Source organism: Bradyrhizobium sp. LTSP849 (assembly GCF_000938255.1).
Taxonomy (GTDB): domain Bacteria; phylum Pseudomonadota; class Alphaproteobacteria; order Rhizobiales; family Xanthobacteraceae; genus Bradyrhizobium.
Map to the genome: position 1 here is coordinate 249,250 of NZ_JYMR01000018.1, position 21,290 is coordinate 270,539.

Genomic DNA, 21,290 nt, shown 5'->3' on the forward strand with positions numbered 1-21,290 from the left:
GGATTGCGCTTCGCTCTATCCGGGCTACGGGGCTATTATGTCCCTCCGACGGAGAGAGACGTACCATGGCCAAAGCCGCAGCCGCCGCAGGAACTGCCACTGGCCAATGCCTCTGCGGCAAGGTGACCTTCGAGATCGACATTCCTGCGCGCTGGGCCTGGCACGATCACTCGGCCAGTAGCCGCCGCGCGCACGGCGCGGCCTATGCGACCTATGTCGGAAGCTGGAAGAAGCGCTTCCGCATCATTTCAGGCAAGACCGCGCTCACCCGCTACGAGGACAAGGCGACCAAGACCGCGCGCAGCTTCTGCGCGCATTGCGGCACGCCGATCGCCTATGAGCGGCCCCGCGGTCCGCACATGGTCAACATCCCCCGCGCTCTTTTCAAGGAGCGCACCGGCCGCCAGCCGCTCTATCACATCGCGATCGAAGAGCTCCAGGAATGGGCCTATACCGGCGAGCCGCTGGTGCCGCTGAAGGGCTTTCCCGGCGTGGTCTGGCAGCGCTCGAAAAAGAAGAAGCGCGCGAGCGGCGAGGATTTGTTCGAGTTGGGCCGCGAGGAGATGTGACGCGCGCCCACGCAACGCAGCCATGAGCGCGCTTCCTTGCGCGCATCCTCCGACTTCGGCCATCATGCGGCTCACCTCGCGGCAACGCCCGCGAGGCCTGGAGGAAATATGAAGAACAAGATCACCGGCCGCTCCGCTTTTCTTGCGCTGCTCAAGGACGAGGGCATCACGCATCTGTTCGGCAATCCCGGCACCACCGAACTGCCGATCATGCATGCGCTGAAGGACCATCCCGACCTCACCTATGTGATGGCGATGCAGGAGAGCCTGGTGGTCGCGATCGCCGATGGCTACAGCCGCGCTTCCGGAAAGCTCGTCGCCTGCAACGTCCATGTCGCGCCTGGCCTCGGCAACGCGATGGGCTCGCTCTACAACGCTCAGTTCACGGGCACGCCGATGATTTTGACCGCAGGCCAGCAGGAGCAGGGCCACGGTCTGATGGAGCCGGTGCTCTATGGCCCGCTGGTGCGCATGGCCGAGCCGTTGGTGAAATGGGCGGTCGAGGTGACGCGGCTGGAGGACCTGCCGCGCATCGTGCGTCGCGCCGCCAAGGTCGCGATGACGCCGCCGACCGGGCCGGTGTTCATTTCGCTGCCCGGCGATATCCTCAACAGCGAGGCCGGCATCGATCTCGGCCGCTCTACCCGGATCGATGCGCGCACGAAACCATCCGACGAGGCACTGAAGGCATTTGCCGCGCGGCTGCTGAAGGCCGAGCGTCCTGTGATCGTCACCATGGACGAGGTGGTCAAGAGCGACGCGTTGAAGGAGGCGGCTGAGCTTGCGGAGCTGCTGGGCGCAGCCGCCTATCAGTCCTCCACCCCTTATGGCTCGCACTTCCTCTCGGAGAGCCCGAGCTTCGTCGGCTCGCTGGCGCGGGTGCAGAAGATCGCGCGCGATACGCTCGCACCCTACGATCTCCTGATCGCGCTCGGCGGCGATCCGCTGCGGATGTCGGTTTATAGTGAGGTCGATGCGCTGCCAGATGGCCTCGGCATCGTGCAGGTCGGCCTGGTCGATTGGGAGATCGCGAAGAATTATGGTGCTGAGATCGCGCTGAAGGCGGATGTGAAGGAGACGCTGCGCGCGCTGATCCCGGTGCTGAAGGAAATGGGCGGTGCTGCATTGGCGCAACGCGCCAAACAACGTCTCGCCGAACTCGCGCCGAAGAACTGGACCGCGCGGCGCGCCGCGCTGGTCGAGCAGATCGGCAAGAGCGCCGGTCGCTCGCCGATCGATCCGGACTTCCTCGTGCTGCAAATGGTCGAGGCCATGCCCGACAACGCCATCCTCGTCGATGAAGGCCTCACCTCCAGCCGCCAGATCACCGCACTGCGCGCCCATCGCGACCGCTACGGCTATCACGGCCTTGCGTCCGGCGGCATCGGCTGGGGCCTGCCGGCCTCCGTCGGCGCCAGCATCGCCAATCCGGATCGCCCCGTCGTGTGCTTCTCCGGCGACGGCAGCGCGATGTATTCGATCCAGTCGCTGTGGACGGCGGCGCATCACAAGCTGCCGCTCAATGTCGTCATCGCCAACAACGGCGGCTACCGCATCATCAAGCAGCGCCTGCTCGCCTTCCATGGTGACGACAATTATGTCGGCATGGATTTTGTCGATCCGCCGGTGGACTTTGCGGGAGTCGCGAAGGCGCTGGGGTGTGAGGCGATCAAGGTCAGCGATCCCCGCGAGCTGAAGGCGACGCTGTCGTCGGCGTTCAACCGGCCGGGGACCAAGCTGATCGAGGTAATGGTGGACGGGAAGGTGTAGCCACAAAGCTTCCCCATCGTCGTCCCGGCGAAGGCCGGGACCCATACCGCGTGATCTATCGATCGTGGGTGGTGCTAGTCCCGAACGACCAGTCTTCGCCAAATTACTCCCTGGGGTTATGGGTCCCGGCCTTCGCCGGGACGACACCGAAGGTGGGGTGCGACCTCCCGCAAAAATTAAGGCCGCTCTACCCCTTCGCCCCCACCCGATACCCCGCCGCCGGATGCGGCCCATCGAGCCTTGCCCGGCCTGCGCCGAACAACTTCTCCCGCAGGGTGCCTTTGGCATATTCCGGCTTGTACCGGCCACGCCGCGTCAGCTCCGGCACCAGCATGTCGGCGATGTCCTCGAAATCGCCGGGCGAGATCGCAAACGCGATATTGAGGCCGTCGACATCGGTTGCCTCGAACCAGTCCTCGATCTTGTCAGCGACGCTTTCCGGCGTGCCGACCACGACCGGCCCTGCGCCGCCGACGCCGACATGCTCGATGACGTCGCGCACGGTCCAGACGCGGTCGGGATCGGCGCGGGTGACGTTGTCCATGGCACTGCGTCCGGCGTCGTTCTGGACGTGACGCACCTGCTGGTCGAGGTCGTAGCCGGAGAAGTCGACGCCGGTCCATCCCGACATCAGTGCCAGCGCGCCCTCGGGACTGATGTGGCGGCGATAGTCGGCGTATTTCTCTTTCGCCTCGGCTTCCGTTCGTCCGAGGATGATCGTCATCATCGAGAACATCAGAATTTCGGCGGGGTTGCGGCCGAGCGCAGCGGCCTCCTGGCGGATCGCGGAGACGCGCGGCGCGATCACCTTGGCCGACGGTCCCGACATGAACACGCATTCGGCATGCTTGGCCGCGAACTGCCGTCCGCGCGGGGAGGTGCCGGCCTGATACAGCACGGGTGTCCGCTGCGGCGACGGCTCGCTCAAATGAATGGTGTTGTTGATGCGGTAGTTCGCGCCCTCATGATTGACGCGATGAACTTTTGTGGGATCGGTGAAGATGCCGCTCTTGCGGTCACGCACCACCGCGCCGTCCTCCCAGCTCCCTTCCCAGAGCTTGTAGACCACCTCCATATATTCGTCCGCGACGTCGTAGCGGTCGTCATGCCCGGTCTGCTTCTCCTTGCCGGCGCCGCGTGCGGCACTGTCGAGATAGCCGGTGACGACGTTCCAGCCGATCCGGCCCTCGGTGAGATGATCCAGCGTCGACATCCGCCGCGCGAACGGATAGGGCGGCTCGAACGAGAGATTGCTGGTGACGCCGAAGCCGAGATTTTGCGTCACCGCCGCCATGGCGGAGAGCAGCAGCAGCGGCTCGTTCGACGGCGTCTGTGCTGCATTGCGCAAGGCTGCGTCAGGGCTGTTGCCATAGACGTCGTAGACCCCAAGCACGTCGGCGAGGAACAGCCCGTCGAAACGGCCGCGCTCCAGCGTCTTGGCGAGATCGATCCAGTAGGGCAGGCGGTTATATTCGGCGGTGCGGTCGCGCGGATGGGTCCACAGCCCCGGTGACTGGTGCGCGACGCAATTCATCGCAAACGCGTTGAGCCTGATCTGCTTAGCCATGCTGGTCCCCCGGCGCCCTGTACTGAGCGCTCTTCGAATGATAGATGTGCGCCCGAACTTGGCGAAGTTCTTGCATATAGCGCGACATTGGCAAGGCCAAAATCAGTGGGCTCTGGCCCTTGGCAAGCCAATCTCAAGAGAGCAAGAACGAAATCCCAAGAACGATCTAAAGAACCATCCAAGTCCCCGCCACTTTCGATGGCCAGTGTAGCCCGCTACGCTCCCCGCCTCGAGACCTTGAAAACGAAAACAATGACCAGAGCCGACGCCATCGCCCGCGCCCGGGACGACTTCAAATCCGGTGCGTTCCTCGCTGAACTCGACCGCCGCGTCGCCTACCGGACCGAGAGCCAGAATCCGTCGCGCGGCGCCGAGCTGCGAGGGTATCTGGAACAGGAGATGGTGCCGGCCTTCGCCGCGCTCGATTTTGCCAGCCGCCTGGTCGAATCCCCGAGTGGCAAGGCGCCGTTCCTGTTCGCCGAGCATCACGAAAGTGAGACGGCGCCGACCGTGCTGATCTACGGTCATGGCGACGTCGTCGATGGCATGGAAGGCGAATGGCGCGACGGCCGCGATCCCTGGCGCACGACGGCGTCAGGCAATCGCCTCTACGGCCGCGGCACCGCCGACAACAAGGGCCAGCACAGCATCAACATGGCGGCGCTTCGCGCGGTGCGCGAGGCCCGTGGCGGTAAGCTCGGCTTCAACGCCAAATTCATCGTCGAGATGGGCGAGGAGATCGGTTCGCCAGATCTCGGCAAGGTCTGCGATCTCAATCGCGACGCGCTCAAGGCCGATCTGTTCATGGCCTCTGATGGACCGCGTCTGTCCGCGGATCGTCCCACGCTGTTCCTCGGCTGCCGTGGCGGCATCCGCATCCATCTCGATGTGAATTTGCGCGACGGCGGGCACCATTCCGGCAATTGGGGCGGCGTGCTCGCCAATCCCGCGACCATTCTGGTCAACGCCATCTCTACGTTGGTCGATGGCCACGGTCGCCTCCGGCTCGACGCGCTGAAGCCGCCGCGGCTCACCAATCAGATCAAGAGCTATCTCGCCGATGTGCAGGTGGTGCCGACTGAGGACGAGCCCGCGCTCGCGGAGAACTGGGGCGAGGACGGTCTGTCGGCTGCCGAGCGGCTCTATGCCTGGAACACGCTGGAAGTGCTGGCGATGTCGTCAGGCAATATCGAGAAGCCGGCCAACGCCATTCCCGGCCACGCCAATGCCGTGCTGCAATTGCGTTTCGTGGTCGGCACCAAGGTCGAGGGCCTGATCGAAGCCGTCCGCGCGCATCTGGTGCAAAAGGGATTTCCGATGGTCGAGGTGCGGGCGGCGCAGAGCTTTGCCGCCTCGCGTACCGATTTCGACAGCCCCTGGATCAAATGGGCGGCGGGTTCGGTGCAGGAAACCACGGGCAAGGCGCCGGCCGTGCTTCCGAACTTCGGCGGCTCACTGCCCAATGACGTGTTTTCCGAGATCCTGGGCCTGCCGACGATCTGGGTCCCGCACTCCTATCCCGGTTGCTCCCAGCATGCGCCCAATGAGCACATCCTGCTGCCTTTGACAGAAGAGGCCTTGACGGTGATGGCCGGCCTGTTCTGGGATCTCGGCGAATTGCCAGGACCGCTGAAAAGACCGCTGGCCTGAGCCCATCAACCTGAGACGCGATCCAGCCAAAAGTCACATTCTAATCCGGTCTGATTTGTGCTTGCATCCGGCCGCATCATCCTGAAAGGGGAGAAAACGTGAAACATTTCCGTCACATCGGCCTCGCGCTCGTCGCGACCTTTGCCGTGAGCCAGGCTGGGGCCGAAGAGCTCACCGGCACGCTGAAGAACATCAAGGACACCGGTGCCATCACGCTGGGCTTCCGCGATTCCTCCATCCCGTTCTCCTATCTCGACGACAATCAGAAGCCGGTCGGGTTCGCGATGGACATCTGCTACAAGATCGTCGACGCCGTGAAGAAGGAGCTCAAGCTCGACAAGCTCGAGGTGAAGCTCAACCCGGTGACCTCGGCGACCCGCATCCCGCTGATGGCGAACGGCACGATCGACCTCGAATGCGGCTCGACCACCAACAATGTCGAGCGTCAGAAGCAGGTCGCCTTCACCAACACCCACTACCTGACCGCGAGCCGCTACGTCTTCAAGAAGTCGAGCGGCATCAAGTCGATCGACGACCTCAAGGGCAAGACGGTGGTCTCCACCGCCGGCACCACCAACATCAAGCAGCTCACCGAAGCCAACGTCGCGAAAAGCCTCGGCGCCAACATCATCCCGGCCAAGGACCACGCCGAAGCCTTCCTGATGGTCGAGACCGACCGCGCGGTGGCCTTCGTGATGGATGACGTTTTGCTGGCCAGCCTCGTCGCCGGCTCGAAGTCGCCGGATGACTACGTCATCTCCAAGGATGCGTTCTCCAAGCCCGAGCCCTACGGCATCATGCTGCGCAGGGACGACGCGCCGTTCAAGAAGGTGGTCGATGCGGCGACCGCTGCGGTCTACACCTCCGGCGAGGCCCAGAAGATCTACGACAAGTGGTTCACCGCCAAGATCCCGCCGAAGGGCCTCAACCTCAACACGCCGATTTCGGCCGAGCTGAAGAACGAGTTCGCAAAGCCCTCGGACTCGCCGAATCCGGACGACTATAAGTAAGCCGAGTTGATCGCCTCTCCCCGCTTGCGGGGAGAGGCGGCACATTCCGGCCATTCTGGAGGGAGAGTGGCCGGACATTTGCATAGGCGCCCAAGACCTCTTTCGAGGCATCTGTGATTGGCGCGTTCGCGCGGGGGACACGTGAACTACCACTGGAACTGGGGAATTTTCTTCGAGCCGAACCCAATGGGGACCGGCACCTATCTCGACATGCTGTTGTCGGGACTGGCGCTGACCCTGAAGACGGCAGTGCTCGCCTGGATTATCGCGCTGATCTTCGGCTCGCTTATCGGCGTCATGCGCACGCTGCCCTCCAGGGGCGCCTACTGGTTCGGCTTCTGCTGGGTCGAGTTCTTTCGCAACATGCCGCTGCTGGTGCAGCTGTTCCTGTGGTTCTTCGTGCTGCCGGAATTGCTGCCGAAATCGGCCGGCACCTGGCTGAAGCAACTGCCGAACGCGCCGTACTGGACGGCTGCGATCGGCATTGGCTTTTTCATGTCCGCGCGTGTCGCGGTGCAATTGCAGGCCGGCATCGGCTCGCTGCCGCGTGGGCAGAAGATGGCCGCGACCGCGCTCGGGCTGACCACCGTGCAGGGCTATCGCTACGTGCTGCTGCCGATGGCGTTCCGTATCATCCTGCCGCCGCTGACCTCCGAGTTCCTCAACACCATCAAGAACACGGCGGTCGCTATCACCATCGGCCTGCTCGAACTGACCGGACAGGCGCGCTCAATGCAGGAATTCTCGTTCCAGGTGTTCGAGGCCTTCTCGGCTGCGACCCTCATTTATCTCCTCGTCAACGCCGTCGTCGTGACCTCAATGCGCTTCCTCGAGCGCTATGTCGCGATCCCCGGCTACATCACGGGGAGATAGCGCCATGTTCAGCAATTTCGATTTCGGGGTTATCATCCGTGCGTTGCCCTATCTGTTCTACGAGGGCATGAGCTTTACGCTGATGCTGACGGGGCTTGCCGCACTCGGCGGCCTCATCTTCGGCACGGCGATCGCGCTGATGCGGCTTTCCGGCTACAAGGTGCTCGGACGCATTGCCGGCTTCTATGTCGACTTCATGCGCTCGTTGCCGCTGGTGCTGGTGATCTTCTGGTTCTATTTCCTGGTGCCCTATATCGGGCAATGGGTGACCGGCGCGTCGCGGCCGATCAGCGTCGGGGCGTTCGCATCCTCGCTCATCACCTTCATCATGTTCGAGGCGGCGTATTTCTCCGAGATCATGCGCGCCGGCATCCAGTCGATCTCGCGCGGCCAGCCGGCCGCGGCCAACGCACTCGGCCTGACCTACGCCCAGACCATGCGCTACGTCGTACTGCCGCAGGCGTTCCGCAACATGCTGCCGGTGCTGATCACGCAAACCATCGTGCTGTTCCAGGATACTTCGCTGGTCTACGTACTGTCGATCACGGATTTTCTCGGTGCGGCCAGCAAGATCGCGCAGCGTGATGGCCGTCTGGTCGAGATGTATCTGTTTGCTGCCATCGTCTACTTCACCATCTCCTGTATCGCGTCCTTTGGCGTCCGCCGTCTCCAGGCGCGCATCGCCATCATCCGCTAGAGCAAATCGGTCATGATCGAAATCAGCCACGTCGACAAATGGTACAGCCCGACATTCCAGGTGCTGACCGACTGCACCACCAGCGTCACCAAGGGCGAGGTCGTCGTGGTCTGCGGACCCTCAGGCTCGGGCAAGTCGACGCTGATCAAATGCGTCAACGCGCTGGAGCCGTTCCAGAAAGGCGACATCAGCGTCGACGGCACCAAGGTCAACGACCCCAAAACCAATCTGCCGAAACTGCGCTCGCGCGTCGGCATGGTGTTTCAGCACTTCGAGCTGTTTCCGCATCTCAAGATCATCGACAATCTCTGCCTCGCCCAGCAGAAGGTGCTGGGCCGGTCGTCTGACAAGGCGGTGGCGAAGGCCATGCAACTCCTGGATCGCGTCGGCCTGAAGGAGCAGGCGCAGAAGTTTCCCGCGCAGCTCTCCGGTGGCCAGCAGCAGCGCGTGGCGATCGCGCGCGCGCTCGCCATGGACCCGATCGTCATGCTGTTCGACGAGCCGACCTCGGCGCTCGACCCCGAGATGGTGAGCGAGGTGCTCGACGTCATGGTCGACCTCGCCCACGAGGGCATGACCATGATGGTCGTCACCCACGAGATGGGCTTTGCCCGCAAGGTCGCCAACCGCGTGATCTTCATGGACCGCGGCGAGATCGTCGAGGACGCGCCGAAGGAGGACTTCTTCGGCAAGCCGCGCAGCGACCGCGCGCAGAAGTTCTTGTCGAAGATTCTGTCGCATTAGCCACCGCCGTCATCCCGGGGCGCGCGATAGCGCGAGCCCGGGATCCATCGGGCGGCAGGACGCGAGGTGAAATGGATTCCGGGCTCGTCGCTTCGCGCCGCCCCGGAATGACGGGTTGAGGGTTTCGTGAGCCAAACAAATCCCGTATACGGACAGGCAATTCCCCATTCCCGCCAGGAGACCTGCCTTGGATTCGATCGCCTACGTCAACGGCTCATTCGTCCCGCTCTCGGACGCTAAAATCTCGGTTCTCGATCGCGGCTTCCTGTTCGCCGACGGTATCTACGAGGTTTCGGCCGTGCTCGACGGCAAGCTGGTCGATAATGCCTCGCATCTGGCGCGGCTGGAGCGTTCGGTCGGCGAGATCAGCTTGAGGCTGCCGGAGACGGTCGAGCGCATCACCGAGATCCAAAAGGAGCTGATCGCGCGCAACAAGGTCGAGAGCGGCCTGGTCTATCTCCAGGTGACGCGCGGTGCCGACAAGGGCCGCGACTTCCCCTTCCCCAAGGGCGACGTCAAGTCGAGTCTGGTGATGTTCACGTCCGAGAAGGACATCATCAATGCCGCCTCGGCCAAGACCGGCATCAACGTCATCACGGTGCCTGACATCCGCTGGGAACGGCGCGACATCAAGAGCGTGGCGCTGCTGGCGCAGGTGCTGGCGAAGCAGGCTGCTGCCGAAGCCGGTGCGAGCGAGGCCTGGATGCTGGAAGACGGTTACGTCACCGAGGGTGGCTCGTCGTCGGCGTTCATCCTGACCAAGGACGACGTCATCGTGACGCGGAAAAACTCCAATGCGATTCTGCCGGGCTGCACCCGCAAGGCGGTGATCGCGCTCGCCGAAGAGCGCCAGCTCCGCGTTGAGGAGCGGTCCTTCACGGTCGCCGAGGCGTTGGCCGCGAAGGAAGCTTTCATCACTTCGGCGTCTTCGTTCGTGCAGCCGGTGGTCGCGCTCGATGGCAAGACCATCGGCGACGGCAAGCCGGGCCCGATGGCGACGCGGCTGCGCGAGATCTATGTGGAGTTCGCCAAGGCGACGGCGGTCTGAGCCATACTCTCAGCTATCGTAGGGTGGGCAAAGGCGCGCTTGCGCCGTGCCCACGTCTTCTCTCGCGTTTGCTGAAGAAGTGGTGGGCACGCTTCGCTTTGCCCACCCTACGAGACTTGGCTGCAAGGGACGCGCTACCCCTCAAGCCACCGATGCCTTCACCTTCACCGGATGCACCGCGCGGAACGCGATCGCGAGCCTGTTCCAGGCGTTGATTGTCCCGATCAGCACGGTCAGATTCACCGTCTCTTCTTCCGAGAATTGCGCGCGCACCTGCGCGTAGACGTCATCGGGCGCGTGCGTCTCGGAGATCAGCGTTACCGATTCGGTCCAGGCCAGCGCGGCGCGCTCGCGGTCGGTGTAGAGCGGCGATTCGCGCCAGGCGTTGAGCAGATAAATGCGCTGCTCGGTCTCGCCGCGCTTGCGAGCGTCCTCGGTGTGCATGTTGATGCAGAAGGCGCAGCCGTTGATCTGCGACGCCCGGATCTTGACGAGCTCGATCAGCGATTTCTCGAGGCCCGTTGACTGGATGTGGGTCTCGAGCGCGGTCAACGCCTTTATCGTGTCGGGTGCGGCCTGGTAGAAATTCATGCGGGTTTTCATGGTCGTTCTCCTTGCTTGAGTTGATGCCTTAAGTTGATTCTTGGGGTTGAGGTCAGTGGGCTCCGCCGGCCGAGGCTTGGCCGGCCTTCTTCAGGAACAGGACGGCGATCAGGGCTACGATCAGCGCCATGCCGAGCAGGTAGAAAGTGTCGCTGAAGGCGAGGATATAGGCCTGCTTCTGCACGACATGGCCGATCGCGACATAGGCACGATGCGCGGCGTCGACCCGGTCGAGGACGCCGTGATTGATGAAATACTGCGTAAGTTGCTCGAGCCGCGTGCGGGTGGCCTGTTCGAACACCGAGACCGACTGCATCAGCACGTTGGAGTGATACTGCTCGCGCTTGGTCAGCACGGTCTGAAGCAACGCGATGCCGACGGCGCCGCCGAGATTGCGCATCATGTTGAACAGGCCGGAGGCCGAGCCCGCATTCTCCGGCTCGATGCCGGCGGTTGCGACCGCCGACAGCGGCGCCAGCACCAGTGCTTGCCCGATCGCACGGACGATGTTGGGCCAGAGCAACTGGTCGGACCCATAGTCGTTGGTCATGTAGATGTTCATGAAGTTGGACCCTGCGAACAGAACAAAGCCGGCGCCGATGATGATCCGTGCATCGAACTTCTGCATCAGGCGCGGAACCAGCGGGATCAACAGCAGCTGCGGCAGTCCGGTCCAGGCCAGCACCATGCCGATTTGCTCGGAGTTGTAGCCCTGAATGCGCGACAGATATTGCGGCAGGATGAACACCGAGCCGTACAGTGCGACGCCGAGCAGGAAGTTCGCGAGCATGCCGAAGCCGAAATTGCGGCGCACGAGCAGGCGAAGGTTCAACAGCGGCTTCTTGACCGTGAGCTCGATGATCAGGAAGGCGACCAGCGCGACGGCCGCGATGACGGACAGCTTGACGATGAAGGGCGAGCCGAACCAGTCGTCCTTGTTGCCTTCTTCCAGCACGGTCTGAAGCGCGGACAGTCCGATCGCCATCGTGATGATGCCGGCCCAGTCACCTTCGCGCAGCAGCGACAGCTTCATCGGCTTGGCGTCGAGCGCGTACCAGAGCATGCCGACCATGATCGCGCCGGGCACGACGTTGACGTAGAAGATGTACTGCCAGCCAAAATTCTCGGTGAGATAGCCGCCGATGGTCGGGCCGATCGCGGGCGCAAACGTTGCCGACAGCGCGAACAGCGCTAGGCCGACCGGCTGTTTTGCACGCGGCAGCAGCGTGATGATCAGCGTGAAGGCCATCGGGATCAGAACGCCGCCGGTGAAGCCCTGCACGGCGCGCAGCACGATCATCTGCGGAAGGTCCTGTGCCAGCGCGCAGGCTGCGGAGAGCAACAGGAACAGGATCGCGTTGGTGAGCAGATAGATCCGGATCGAGAACACCTGCGCGAGCCAGCCGGACAGCGGGATCACCACGATCTCGGCGATCAGATAGGAGGTCGAGATCCAGCCGCCATCATCAATGCCGGCACCGATCGCGCCCTGGACGTCGGCGAGCGAGGCGTTGACGATCTGGATGTTCAGCACCGCCATGAACGCGCCGAGCGTGGCGCCGATCACGGCGATCCAGGTTTTGGCCGAGACGGTCGGGGCCGCGACCGGAGCGGGAGTGCTGGCGGCGAAAGCGGCGTTGAGGGTCGGTTGGAGCGTGGTCATGGAAGCCTCGTCTCGGTTACGGAGACAGGATGCATTAGGCGGATGGTTTCGATAATCGAGGAAGTCTGGGAAGGATCATCCGGCAGAACTTGATAATCCTGCCGGAATCCTTTCGGCATCAGCTGCCGTTCGGTCGCGTGGCGTTGTCGGCAACGCGCTTGGCGGTCTCGCGCTCGGCGACCACGGTCGTCTTGGTGTCGACGGTCGGCACCGCCGACATGCCGGGCCGCAACAGGCCGGTCAGGCTGTGGTCGTCGAGCACGATCTTCACCGGCACGCGCTGCACGATCTTGGTGAAATTGCCGGTGGCGTTGTCCGGCGGCAGCAGCGCGAATTCGAGCCCGCTCGCCGGCGACAGGCTGTCGACATGGCCGTGCAGATTGTGCTCGCGGAAACTGTCGACGCGCAACTCGACCGGCTGGCCGGCGCGCACATGGGTGAGCTGGGTTTCCTTGAAATTCGCGACTACGTAGACCGCATCGAGCGGAACCACCGCCATCAATTGCGTGCCGGCCTGCACGTATTGGCCGACGCGGAGCGAGCGGGCGCCGACCGTGCCATCGACCGGCGCGGTGATCTCGGTATAGGACAGGTTCAGCTCCGCCTGGTCTGCGACTGCGCGAGCGTGCTCGAGCTGGGCTGTCGCCTGGGCGCGCTGGGTGGTGAGCACGTCGACCTTGCGCTGTGCGGCCACCAGGCCCGATTTGGCGTGCTGCAATTGCGCGTTGCTGGCGCGAAGTGCCGCGTCAGTCTGCTGCGCGCGCTGGATCGTGCCGGAGCCCGACTTCATGAGGTCGTCGTAGCGTGCGCGCTCCTCCTGCGCGAATTGCAGATTGGCATCCGCTGCGGTGACGTCGGCCGTGCTTTGCTCGATGATCGGCTGTTGCAGTTCGAGCTGGGCATCGAGGTTGCGGACCGAGGCTTCGGCCGCGGCGACGTCGGCGCGGGCCTGACCGAGCGCCGCCTTGAAGTCGCGGTCGTCGATCCTGGCCAGCACGTGGCCGGCCCTGACCTTTTCATTATCGCCGACCAGCACCTGGGCGATGTAGCCCGAAACCTTCGGCGCAATGATCGTGGAATCGGCCTTCACATAGGCGTCATCGGTGGTCTCGAGGTAGCGGCCGTTGGTCCAATAGTCGTGGCCGTAATAGGCAGCCGTTGCCGTGCCTGCGAGGAGCGCGAGCACCAATGCCGCGCGCCGGGCCATATTCCGCGCGGGGACGCGCGACGGCTCTTTTTGGTAATCATGAGTAATTTCAGTGGCTTGCTGGAATTGCTCGGTGCGGGGCATCTCGGACATCGCAGTCTCCTATCGGCTGGCTGAGACTATCGTTCTTTCTGGGGCGAGTGATAATTGACGAAATTCGGGAAGGATTATCCATCAGAGGTGGATAGTCGAAGGCATTGCCTTGGCTTGAGAGGGTCTACCGAATCAGGCCTGTGACTGCCCCAGAGCGATTGCCGGGTCTGTCGAGCGATTGCTGCTAACGCATGCGTCCCACACGAAGCTGCTAGCGGGATGAGACCACATGTATGATCTGATAGATAATCAGGATGAATTCTCTGCAATTATCGATCAACAGCGGATAATCAGGCAGCCATGGATCGATTGACCAGCCTCGAAGTGTTCAGCCGGGTGGTCGAGACCGGCGGCTTCTCCGCAGCGGCCCGCAAGCTCAACATGTCGACCACCATGGTGAGCAACCATGTTCAGGCGCTCGAAGAGCGGCTCGGGGTAAGGCTGCTTCAGCGCACCACGCGCAAGGTCAACCTGACTGAGATAGGCAAGGCCTATTACGACCGCTGTATCCAGATCCTTGCCGATATCGAGCAGGCCGATGACATCGCGGGCGAGTTGCAGTCGGCGCCTCGGGGCACGCTGCGGATCCACGCCGCCACCCACATGGTGCCGATGGTCGCCTCTGTCGTGGCCAAACTCCTGTCCACATATCCCGAGGTCAAGGTTGACCTGCGCATGGGCGAGGCCGATGTCGATCTGATCGAGGAGGGATACGACATTGCCTTGCGCATGATTGCGCCGCCGGATTCGAGCTTGATCGTCCGCCGCCTCGCCACGTGGCGGCATGTGCTGTGCTGCTCGCATGATTATCTCGAAAAACACGATCGCGTGCAGCGGCTCGATGAACTCACCCAGCACAATTGCGGCCGCCACCTGAACTACCCCTTTGGCGACGAGTGGCGCTTTCTCGATCGCAAGGGTGCACCGGCATCGGTGCGCATCTCCGGCAATCTCGTCACCAACAGCGGAGAAGCGTTGCGGAGCATGGTGCTGGACGGCGCCGGCATCTGCCTGATGGCTGGCTTCCTGGTGCAGGACGACCTTGAAGCCGGCCGGCTGGTGCGCCTCTTGCCCGAATATCGTCCGGTCGAGATGTCGATGAACGCGGTCTATCCACATCGCCATCATCTGTCCGCGAAGGTGCGGACCTTCATCGACATGCTGGTGGCGCACAGCGCCGAGCAACAGAAGCTGATCAACCCGTATTCGTAAAGCCGGCACGTTAGACCGTAGGGTGGGCAAAGGCGCTTTTGCGCCGTGCCCACCATCTCTCCCCGAATCTAGAAGAGGTGGGCACGCTTCGCTTTGTCCACCCTACGATTTCGTCAACGTGGCGGCGGCAGCCGCCCGAACACCGCGTCAAGCGCGATGCCAATTGCGAGCAGCCGGCGATCGCTGCCCGCTGGGCCATCCAGCTCAAGTCCAATCGGCAATCGGCTGGTGGCGCCGAGCGCGATCGGAATCTGGATGCCGGGAATGCCGGCATTGCTGCCGGGATCCGTGTTCTGGATGAAGAGTCCAAAATTTTCGAGGCTGCTGGAGTCTGGATTGGAGGCGATGGCGACGCGCGGCGTGGTCGGAAAGGCGATGGCGTCGAGCCTGTTGTCCGCAAAAGTGTTGCTGTAGAGCGCCTGAAGCGCCGGCCGCGCGGTCTTGATTGCGGCGTCATAAATCGGCTTGGCATCGACCAGCGTGTTGTCGGGGGCGGGCAATTTGCGTGGGATCACCAGGCCCTCATAGGTGCCCTGCACGTCGGGGCTCGCGATTTCCTTTGCCATCGCCTCGATGGTGAGGCCGGTGCCGGTGTGCTTGAGATACGTGACCATGTCGTCATAGGCTTCATAGAGCGCAATGGGAAAGCCGACCTGGCCGTTGAGCTCGGCCAGCTGCGGCATCTCGATCTCGACAACCGTGACGCCCTGCGCATTCACTTTTGCGATCGCCGCGTGGAAAGCGGCTTCGGTGTCGGCATCGAGATTGGTCAGCATCGTCTTCGCAATGCCGATGCGGACCTGCTTCAGGTCAGCCGGCGCAATCTCGTCTCCACCCGCGATGACGCGGTCGAGCAACGCGACATCGGTCATGGTCGCGGCCATCGGACCTGCGGTGTCGCGGGTATGCGAGATCGGCGCGATGCCCGCTTGCGGATAGCGACCGGCGGTCGGACGCAGCGAGGCGCATCCGTTCAGCGCAGCCGGCACCCGGACCGATCCGCCCGTGTCGGTGCCGAGCCCGCCCGCGACGATCCGCGCGCCGATCGCGGCACCCGTTCCGGACGAGGAGCCGCCAGCGATCAGGGCGCGGTCATAGGCATTGCGTACGCCGAACTCTGCGCCGGTCTTGAATGCGGTGTTGTAGCCAGAGATGCCGAAGGCGAGCTCGTGCATGCTGGTCTTGCCGATGATGACCGCGCCGGCGGCCCGCAGCTTTGCCACGACAGGCGCGTCGGCCCTCGGAACGTAATCCTTCAGCGCGGGTGTACCGGCACTACAGGGCAGCCCTGCGACTTCGATATTATCCTTGATCACGATGGGAACGCCGCCGAGCGGCCTGCCCGCGGTGCCTGCACCCTGCGTATCGAATGCGACGGCGGCCTTCAGGGCGCCCTCTTCATCCAGGGTGACGAAGGCGTTCAGGTCGGCATTGGCCTTGGCGCGGGCGAGCGCCTCGGAGGTGAGCGCATGGCTCGTGATTTTTCCGGCGGCAAGCTCGGCCGCTGCCTGGGTCAAGGTCAGCTGATCGAAATCCATGATGCATCACCCGATTGCCGGGCTCCATGAGGAAGCCCTCTTTTCAATCCGGGAGGCTGAAGCCTCGCGGGCGCGGCGTCAACCGTAAGCGCACATCTTTGCCGGCGACGAGGCCACGAGATCGGCGAGCATTCGGTCGACCTCGGGCTTCACCTTCGCAATCGCGATGTCCTTCACCGGCCCATAACCGCGGATCTCCATCGGAGCTTTGGCGATGGCGACGAGACCGGGCAGATGCACGGCGTCGAGCCGGTCGAGTATCTGTGCGATCACCCCCTCATACCAGGTGATCAACTCCCGCTCCGCGCGCCGCTCGGCCGTGTAGCCGAACGGATCGAACGGCGTCCCGCGCAATCCCCTCAACCGTGCCAGCATGGCGAGCGGCATCTGAATCCACTGACCAAAAGCGCGCTTGCGCGGACGGCCGCGCGCGTCGCGCTCGGATGGCAGGAACGGTGGTGCGAGGTGGTACTGGACGCTGAAGTCGCCCTCGAATTCGCGCTTCAGCTCGTCGAGGAAGCCGCTTTGCATGTGCAGGCGTGCCACCTCGTATTCGTCCTTGTAGGCCATCAGCTTGAACAGGGCGCGCGCAACCGCTTCGGTCAAGGCCTCGCTGTTGAGCGCGGATTCGGCGTCGCGGATTTTTGCGACGGTCGCCCGGTAGCGTGCCGCATAGGCGGTGTCCTGATAGGCGGTGAGGAATTCCGCGCGGCGATCGATGAGCTGGTCGAGTGTCCCGGCTTTGGGCGCTTCGTCCGTCTTCGGAAGAAAGTCCGGATCGGCGGCGGCGATCCGGCCCCAGGCCAAGGCGTGCTTGTTGCGCTCGACAGCAACGCCGTTGAGCTCGATCGCGCGCAGCAGCGCCGATAGCGAGATCGGCACCAGTCCGCGCTGCCAGGCAAGGCCGAGCATGATGATGTTGGCATAGACGGCATCGCCGAGCAGGCGCTCAGCCAGCGCATTCGCGTTGATGGTGTCGAGATTGTCATTGCCAATGACCTGCCGGATCGCGCGCAGGCGCGCGGGCGAGGCGAGATCGGCGTCGCGGAAGCGGACGACGTCGCCGGTCGGCATTTCCGCCGTGTTGATCGCCGCGCGCGTGCCGCGATGATAGGTACCGGACGCCTTTGGCGAGGAGCTCACCACGAGATCGCAGCCGATCAGCGCATCGGCCGCGCCCTGGTCGATGCGCACCTGATGCAGCGCCTCGGGACTTGACGCCAGGCGGAGGTAGCTCAGCACGGGCCCAAACTTCTGCGCAAAGCCGGTAAAATCCAGCACCGAAACGCCGCGGCGTTCCAGATGCGCGGCCATACCAATCAGCGCGCCAACCGTGATCACGCCGGTGCCGCCGACGCCGGTCACGAGCAGGTCGTAGGGACGGTCGAGCGTGGCAGGGGCGGGCAGGGGAAGCGTGGCGGCGCGACCGACGGCGTCCATCTCGCTTGCGGTCTTTTTCCGGCGTGTCGCACCTTCGACGGTGACAAAGCTCGGGCAAAAGCCGTTGAGACAGGAAAAGTCCTTGTTGCAGGACGAGAGGTTGATCTGGCGCTTGCGGCCGAACGGCGTCTCCTTCGGCTCGACGCTGAGGCAATTGGATTCGACCGAACAGTCGCCGCAGCCTTCGCAGACGAGATCGTTGATATAGGCAAAGCGCTTGGGATCGGCCATCTGCCCGCGCTTGCGCCGCCGCCGCTTTTCGGTGGCGCAGGTCTGCTGATAGATCAGGACCGAGACGCCGGAGACGTCACGCAGCTCGCGCTGTACCGCATCCATCTCCTCACGGGGATGAATGCTAACGCCGGCGGGCAAATCAGCCGGCGAAAATTGCGCGGGATTGTCCGACACCAGGGCGATGCGCGCCACGCCTTCGGCGCGGACGCTGTGCGCGATCGCATGCACGCTCACGGGGCCGTCGACCGGCTGGCCGCCGGTCATCGCCACGGCGTCATTGAACAGGATCTTGTAGGTGATATTGGCATTGGCGGCGATCGCCTGGCGGATCGCCATCGAGCCGGAATGATAGTAGGTGCCTTCGCCCAGATTCTGGAAGATGTGCTTGTGGCCGGTAAATCTCGACGATGCCGCCCAGTTCACGCCTTCGCCGCCCATCTGGATCAGCGATGAGGTGTCGCGGTCCATCCAGCTTGCCATGAAATGGCAGCCGATGCCGGCAAGGGCCTTGGAGCCTTCCGGCACTTTCGTCGATGTGTTGTGCGGGCAGCCCGAGCAGAAATAGGGCGTGCGCGTCGCGCCAGCGACGTTGATCGTGCGCTCGGCTTCCGGCAACAGGGCGGCCGCCCGCGCGGCAAGATTGAGGCCCGGAAACATCGGATCGAGCCGGCGCGCCAGCACCGAGGCCAGCGCGCGCGGCGACAGTTCACCGATCCATGAGATCAGGCGCGCGCCGGTCTCGTCGTGCTTGCCGACCATGCGCTCGGGCTTCGCGCCCGGATAGTCGTAGAAATATTCCTTGAACTGGCTCTCGATGATGCCGCGCTTCTCCTCGACCACCAGAATTTCGCGCTTGCCCTTCACAAAGTCCATGGCGTCGTGCAGCGCCAGCGGCCAGACCATGCCGACTTTGTAGATGTCGATGCCGATGGCGCGGCAGGCGGCTTCATCGAGGCCCATCAGCCGCAGCGCTTCCATCAGGTCGAGATGCGCCTTGCCTGTCGTGACGATGCCGTAGGTCGCGCCCCGAATGTCGTAGATGTGGCGATCGATCGGATTGGCTTTTGCGAAGGCGTAAACCGCGTGCTTCTTCGCCTCCAGCCGCTCCTCGATCTGCGGCCCCGGCAGATCCGGCCAGCGATAGTGCAGGCCGCCCGGCGGCGGCGTGAAGTCGGGCGTCTCGAAGACGCGTGGCGGGCGCAACGTGACGGAGGCACCCGATTCCACGATCTCCGAGATCGCCTTGAAGCCGATCCACATGCCGGAGAAGCGGCTCAGCGCGTAGCCATATTCGCCGAATGCCAGATATTCGTCGACGCTTGCGGGATGCAGCGTCGGCATGAACCAGCTCATGAAGGCGACGTCGGACTGGTGCGGCATCGAGGACGAGACGCAGCCATGGTCGTCGCCGGCGACCACCAGCACGCCGCCATGCGGCGAGGAGCCATAGGCGTTGCCGTGCTTCAGCGCATCGCCGGAACGGTCGACGCCCGGCCCCTTGCCGTACCAGAGCCCGAACACGCCATCGACCTCGCGATCGGCTTGGGTCTCGACTTGCTGTGAACCGAGCACCGCGGTCGCGGCGAGGTCTTCGTTCACGGCCGGCAGGAACTCGATTGCGTCGCGCTTCAGTCGTTCCTGGATGCGCCACAGTTCGAGATCGACGCCGCCGAGCGGCGAGCCGCGATAGCCGGAGATGAAGCCTGCGGTGTTGAGGCCCGCAGCCCGGTCGCGCCGCGCCTGGTCGAGCGCGATGCGGACGATGGCTTGGGTGCCGGTGAGGAAGACGCGGCCTTCCGCGCGGTCGTAGCGGTCGGAGAGCTCGTAGGTGTCGAGTGACGGAATGGCGTCCATGCGGACCTCGCGCGGCATCCTGCCGAATAGGCGAAGGTTAGGCCGCGGGCGCTGGTAGGTCTTACCTATTCATCCCGACATAAGCGAAATTTCGGTAGAATTTTGCGTATATGTTCGTTATGCGGTACATTCTATCGGATTGAGGGGATTTCATGATTGAAGACCAGGACGCGCGGATTCTCGCTTATCTCCAGAAGGACGGCCGCGCCACCAACCAGCAGCTTGCCGACGAGGTCGGCATGTCCACCTCCGCCTGTTGGCGCCGGGTGCGCGCGCTCGAGGAGACTGGCGTCATCCGGGGCTATGCCGCGGTGGTTGCGCGCGAGCAGGCGGGCTTTACGATGTCGGCTATCCTCCATGTCTCGCTGGAGCGGCATGACGCCAAATTCGTCGACGAGTTTGTGTCCCGGGTCACCAAACGCCGCGAGGTGCTGGAGTGTTTTGCGACGACAGGTGATGCGGATTATCACTTGCGCGTCGTCGTGCAGGACATGGCGGCCTACAACAGGTTTTTGGACGAGTTCATGTTCCGCATTCCCGGCATCCGCTATGTCCGCAGCAACGTGGTGCTGAAGGAGATCAAGACCAGTGTGGCGCTGCCGTTTTAAGACACGGGAAGTGCTGTAGGGTGGGCAAAGGCGCGTAGCGCCGTGCCCATCATCTTGCCTCGATTTGCGAAAGCGGTGGGCACGCTTCGCTTTGCCCACCCTACGGCAGCGACAACTACTGCCTCTCCCGCACAAACCTGTTCCGCAGCGTGCCGACACCTGTGATGTCAATCTCCACGACATCGCCATGACTGATGTCCGGCGAGGCGCCGTCGGTGCCCATCCAGATCACGTCGCCCGGCCATAGCGTGAAATACTTGGTCAGCTCGACCAGGAACGGTACCACCCCAAAGATCATGTCGTTGGTGTGGAAGCGGTTGGTTTCCTTGCCGTTGACCCGGACGACGGTCTCCATCTTCGCAAGATCAGCCTCGGTCTCGATCCATGGTCCCATCGGCTTGAACGTGTCGGCATTCTTCGAGCGCCACAGGCTGCGATCGGCCTTCTGCCAGCTGCGCTCGCTGACATCGTTGCCGATGGTGTAGCCGAACACGCAATCCATCGCGTTGGCTTCTGTGAGATGCTTCACCTTCTTGCCGACGACGACGGCAAGCTCGCCCTCATAGTGGACCTTCTCGGTCGCGAAGGACGGGATCACGACGTCCTCGTCATGCGCGATCAGCGCGTTCTGGGCGCGATAGCCGATCTCGGGCCTGTCGGGCACGGCCGGCACTTCGCCGCGCTTGTCGGCGGCCTCCTTCAGGTGCTTCAGGTAGTTCAAGCCGACGCAGTAGAAGGTGCGCGGGATCAACGGTAGCTCGATCTTCACCTGTGACAGCGGATGTGTGCGCGAGCTGCGTCGCCATTCGCCAAATGGGTCGCCGTCGACCGCGATCACCTGGTCGCCCTCGACGATGCCCCAGGAGGTCTTGCTCGAAGTGGTGAATTTCAGCCAGCGCATGTCGTGTCC

At 63.4% G+C, this 21,290-nt stretch carries 17 protein-coding genes; 10 read left to right on the forward strand and 7 right to left on the reverse strand.

Going from position 1 to position 21,290, the window contains the following annotated elements; translation table 11 throughout:
* Positions 1-65 precede the first annotated feature (65 nt).
* Positions 66-569, forward strand: a complete 504-nt coding sequence (locus tag UB31_RS14680; protein WP_045011323.1) for a GFA family protein — start codon at positions 66-68, stop codon at positions 567-569.
* Between the two features lie 108 nt (positions 570-677).
* Positions 678-2,339 (forward strand): thiamine pyrophosphate-binding protein, encoded by a 1,662-nt coding sequence (locus tag UB31_RS14685; RefSeq protein WP_045011324.1) that lies wholly within the window; start codon positions 678-680, stop codon positions 2,337-2,339.
* 187 nt (positions 2,340-2,526) lie between these two features.
* Here UB31_RS14685 and UB31_RS14690 read toward each other — a convergent pair whose 3' ends face one another.
* The gene (locus tag UB31_RS14690; protein WP_045011325.1) at positions 2,527-3,906 is read right to left on the reverse strand and encodes an LLM class flavin-dependent oxidoreductase; all 1,380 of its coding nucleotides are present in this window, start codon (positions 3,904-3,906) and stop codon (positions 2,527-2,529) included.
* Between the two features lie 252 nt (positions 3,907-4,158).
* Between UB31_RS14690 and UB31_RS14695 the strand changes: the two genes are divergently transcribed.
* From UB31_RS14695 to UB31_RS14720, 6 genes are all read left to right on the forward strand, one after another.
* Positions 4,159-5,556, forward strand: a complete 1,398-nt coding sequence (locus UB31_RS14695; protein ID WP_045011326.1) for a M20 family metallopeptidase — start codon at positions 4,159-4,161, stop codon at positions 5,554-5,556.
* A 98-nt stretch (positions 5,557-5,654) separates the two neighbouring features.
* Entirely contained in the window at positions 5,655-6,566 is a 912-nt protein-coding gene (locus UB31_RS14700; RefSeq protein ID WP_045003963.1) for an amino acid ABC transporter substrate-binding protein, read from the forward strand.
* 141 nt (positions 6,567-6,707) lie between these two features.
* Complete coding sequence (locus tag UB31_RS14705; protein ID WP_045003961.1) at positions 6,708-7,439, forward strand: amino acid ABC transporter permease; 732 nt, start codon at positions 6,708-6,710, stop codon at positions 7,437-7,439.
* A gap of 4 nt (positions 7,440-7,443) precedes the next feature.
* Entirely contained in the window at positions 7,444-8,136 is a 693-nt protein-coding gene (locus tag UB31_RS14710; RefSeq protein ID WP_045003959.1) for an amino acid ABC transporter permease, read from the forward strand.
* A 12-nt stretch (positions 8,137-8,148) separates the two neighbouring features.
* On the forward strand, positions 8,149-8,880 hold the full coding sequence (locus tag UB31_RS14715; protein ID WP_045003957.1) for an amino acid ABC transporter ATP-binding protein: 732 nt from the start codon (positions 8,149-8,151) through the stop codon (positions 8,878-8,880).
* Positions 8,881-9,067: 187 nt separating this feature from the next.
* Positions 9,068-9,928: a D-amino-acid transaminase gene (locus tag UB31_RS14720; protein WP_045011327.1), complete on the forward strand. Its 861-nt coding sequence runs from the start codon at positions 9,068-9,070 to the stop codon at positions 9,926-9,928.
* Positions 9,929-10,069: 141 nt separating this feature from the next.
* On the opposite strand, the gene UB31_RS14725 is transcribed toward UB31_RS14720, so the two are convergent.
* The 3 genes from UB31_RS14725 to UB31_RS14735 form a co-directional block, all read right to left on the reverse strand.
* Positions 10,070-10,531 (reverse strand): carboxymuconolactone decarboxylase family protein, encoded by a 462-nt coding sequence (locus UB31_RS14725; RefSeq protein WP_045011328.1) that lies wholly within the window; start codon positions 10,529-10,531, stop codon positions 10,070-10,072.
* Between the two features lie 52 nt (positions 10,532-10,583).
* Positions 10,584-12,194, reverse strand: coding sequence for an MDR family MFS transporter (locus tag UB31_RS14730; RefSeq protein WP_045011329.1), 1,611 nt, complete (start codon positions 12,192-12,194; stop codon positions 10,584-10,586).
* Between the two features lie 118 nt (positions 12,195-12,312).
* Positions 12,313-13,494 carry an HlyD family secretion protein gene (locus tag UB31_RS14735; RefSeq protein WP_045011330.1) on the reverse strand — a complete coding sequence of 394 codons (1,182 nt, stop codon included), beginning with the start codon at positions 13,492-13,494 and terminating at the stop codon, positions 12,313-12,315.
* A gap of 300 nt (positions 13,495-13,794) precedes the next feature.
* Here UB31_RS14735 and UB31_RS14740 point away from each other — a divergent pair, with 300 nt between their 5' ends.
* Positions 13,795-14,706 (forward strand): LysR family transcriptional regulator, encoded by a 912-nt coding sequence (locus UB31_RS14740; RefSeq protein ID WP_045011331.1) that lies wholly within the window; start codon positions 13,795-13,797, stop codon positions 14,704-14,706.
* A gap of 113 nt (positions 14,707-14,819) precedes the next feature.
* Here the strand turns inward: UB31_RS14740 and iaaH are convergent, their stop codons facing one another.
* Positions 14,820-16,244 (reverse strand): indoleacetamide hydrolase, encoded by a 1,425-nt coding sequence (gene iaaH, locus UB31_RS14745; RefSeq protein WP_045011332.1) that lies wholly within the window; start codon positions 16,242-16,244, stop codon positions 14,820-14,822.
* Positions 16,245-16,322: 78 nt separating this feature from the next.
* The gene (locus UB31_RS14750) at positions 16,323-19,772 is read right to left on the reverse strand and encodes an indolepyruvate ferredoxin oxidoreductase family protein (protein ID WP_045011333.1); all 3,450 of its coding nucleotides are present in this window, start codon (positions 19,770-19,772) and stop codon (positions 16,323-16,325) included.
* Between the two features lie 152 nt (positions 19,773-19,924).
* Here UB31_RS14750 and UB31_RS14755 point away from each other — a divergent pair, with 152 nt between their 5' ends.
* Positions 19,925-20,380, forward strand: coding sequence for an Lrp/AsnC family transcriptional regulator (locus tag UB31_RS14755; RefSeq protein ID WP_045011334.1), 456 nt, complete (start codon positions 19,925-19,927; stop codon positions 20,378-20,380).
* A 115-nt stretch (positions 20,381-20,495) separates the two neighbouring features.
* Here the strand turns inward: UB31_RS14755 and UB31_RS14760 are convergent, their stop codons facing one another.
* Positions 20,496-21,281, reverse strand: coding sequence for a fumarylacetoacetate hydrolase family protein (locus UB31_RS14760; protein ID WP_045011335.1), 786 nt, complete (start codon positions 21,279-21,281; stop codon positions 20,496-20,498).
* Between the last annotated feature and the right edge of the window lie 9 nt (positions 21,282-21,290).

Excerpts from the sequence above, each read along its gene's own strand:
- UB31_RS14680 (WP_045011323.1), top strand. The coding sequence starts at position 66 with ATGGCCAAAGCCGCAGCCGCCGCAGGAACTGCCACTGGCCAATGCCTC.
- UB31_RS14685 (WP_045011324.1), top strand. The coding sequence starts at position 678 with ATGAAGAACAAGATCACCGGCCGCTCCGCTTTTCTTGCGCTGCTCAAG.
- UB31_RS14690 (WP_045011325.1), bottom strand. The coding sequence starts at position 3,906 with ATGGCTAAGCAGATCAGGCTCAACGCGTTTGCGATGAATTGCGTCGCG.
- UB31_RS14695 (WP_045011326.1), top strand. The coding sequence starts at position 4,159 with ATGACCAGAGCCGACGCCATCGCCCGCGCCCGGGACGACTTCAAATCC.
- UB31_RS14710 (WP_045003959.1), top strand. The coding sequence starts at position 7,444 with ATGTTCAGCAATTTCGATTTCGGGGTTATCATCCGTGCGTTGCCCTAT.
- UB31_RS14715 (WP_045003957.1), top strand. The coding sequence starts at position 8,149 with ATGATCGAAATCAGCCACGTCGACAAATGGTACAGCCCGACATTCCAG.
- UB31_RS14725 (WP_045011328.1), bottom strand. The coding sequence starts at position 10,531 with ATGAAAACCCGCATGAATTTCTACCAGGCCGCACCCGACACGATAAAG.
- UB31_RS14730 (WP_045011329.1), bottom strand. The coding sequence starts at position 12,194 with ATGACCACGCTCCAACCGACCCTCAACGCCGCTTTCGCCGCCAGCACT.
- UB31_RS14735 (WP_045011330.1), bottom strand. The coding sequence starts at position 13,494 with ATGTCCGAGATGCCCCGCACCGAGCAATTCCAGCAAGCCACTGAAATT.
- UB31_RS14740 (WP_045011331.1), top strand. The coding sequence starts at position 13,795 with ATGGATCGATTGACCAGCCTCGAAGTGTTCAGCCGGGTGGTCGAGACC.
- iaaH (WP_045011332.1), bottom strand. The coding sequence starts at position 16,244 with ATGGATTTCGATCAGCTGACCTTGACCCAGGCAGCGGCCGAGCTTGCC.
- UB31_RS14750 (WP_045011333.1), bottom strand. The coding sequence starts at position 19,772 with ATGGACGCCATTCCGTCACTCGACACCTACGAGCTCTCCGACCGCTAC.
- UB31_RS14755 (WP_045011334.1), top strand. The coding sequence starts at position 19,925 with ATGATTGAAGACCAGGACGCGCGGATTCTCGCTTATCTCCAGAAGGAC.
- UB31_RS14760 (WP_045011335.1), bottom strand. The coding sequence starts at position 21,281 with ATGCGCTGGCTGAAATTCACCACTTCGAGCAAGACCTCCTGGGGCATC.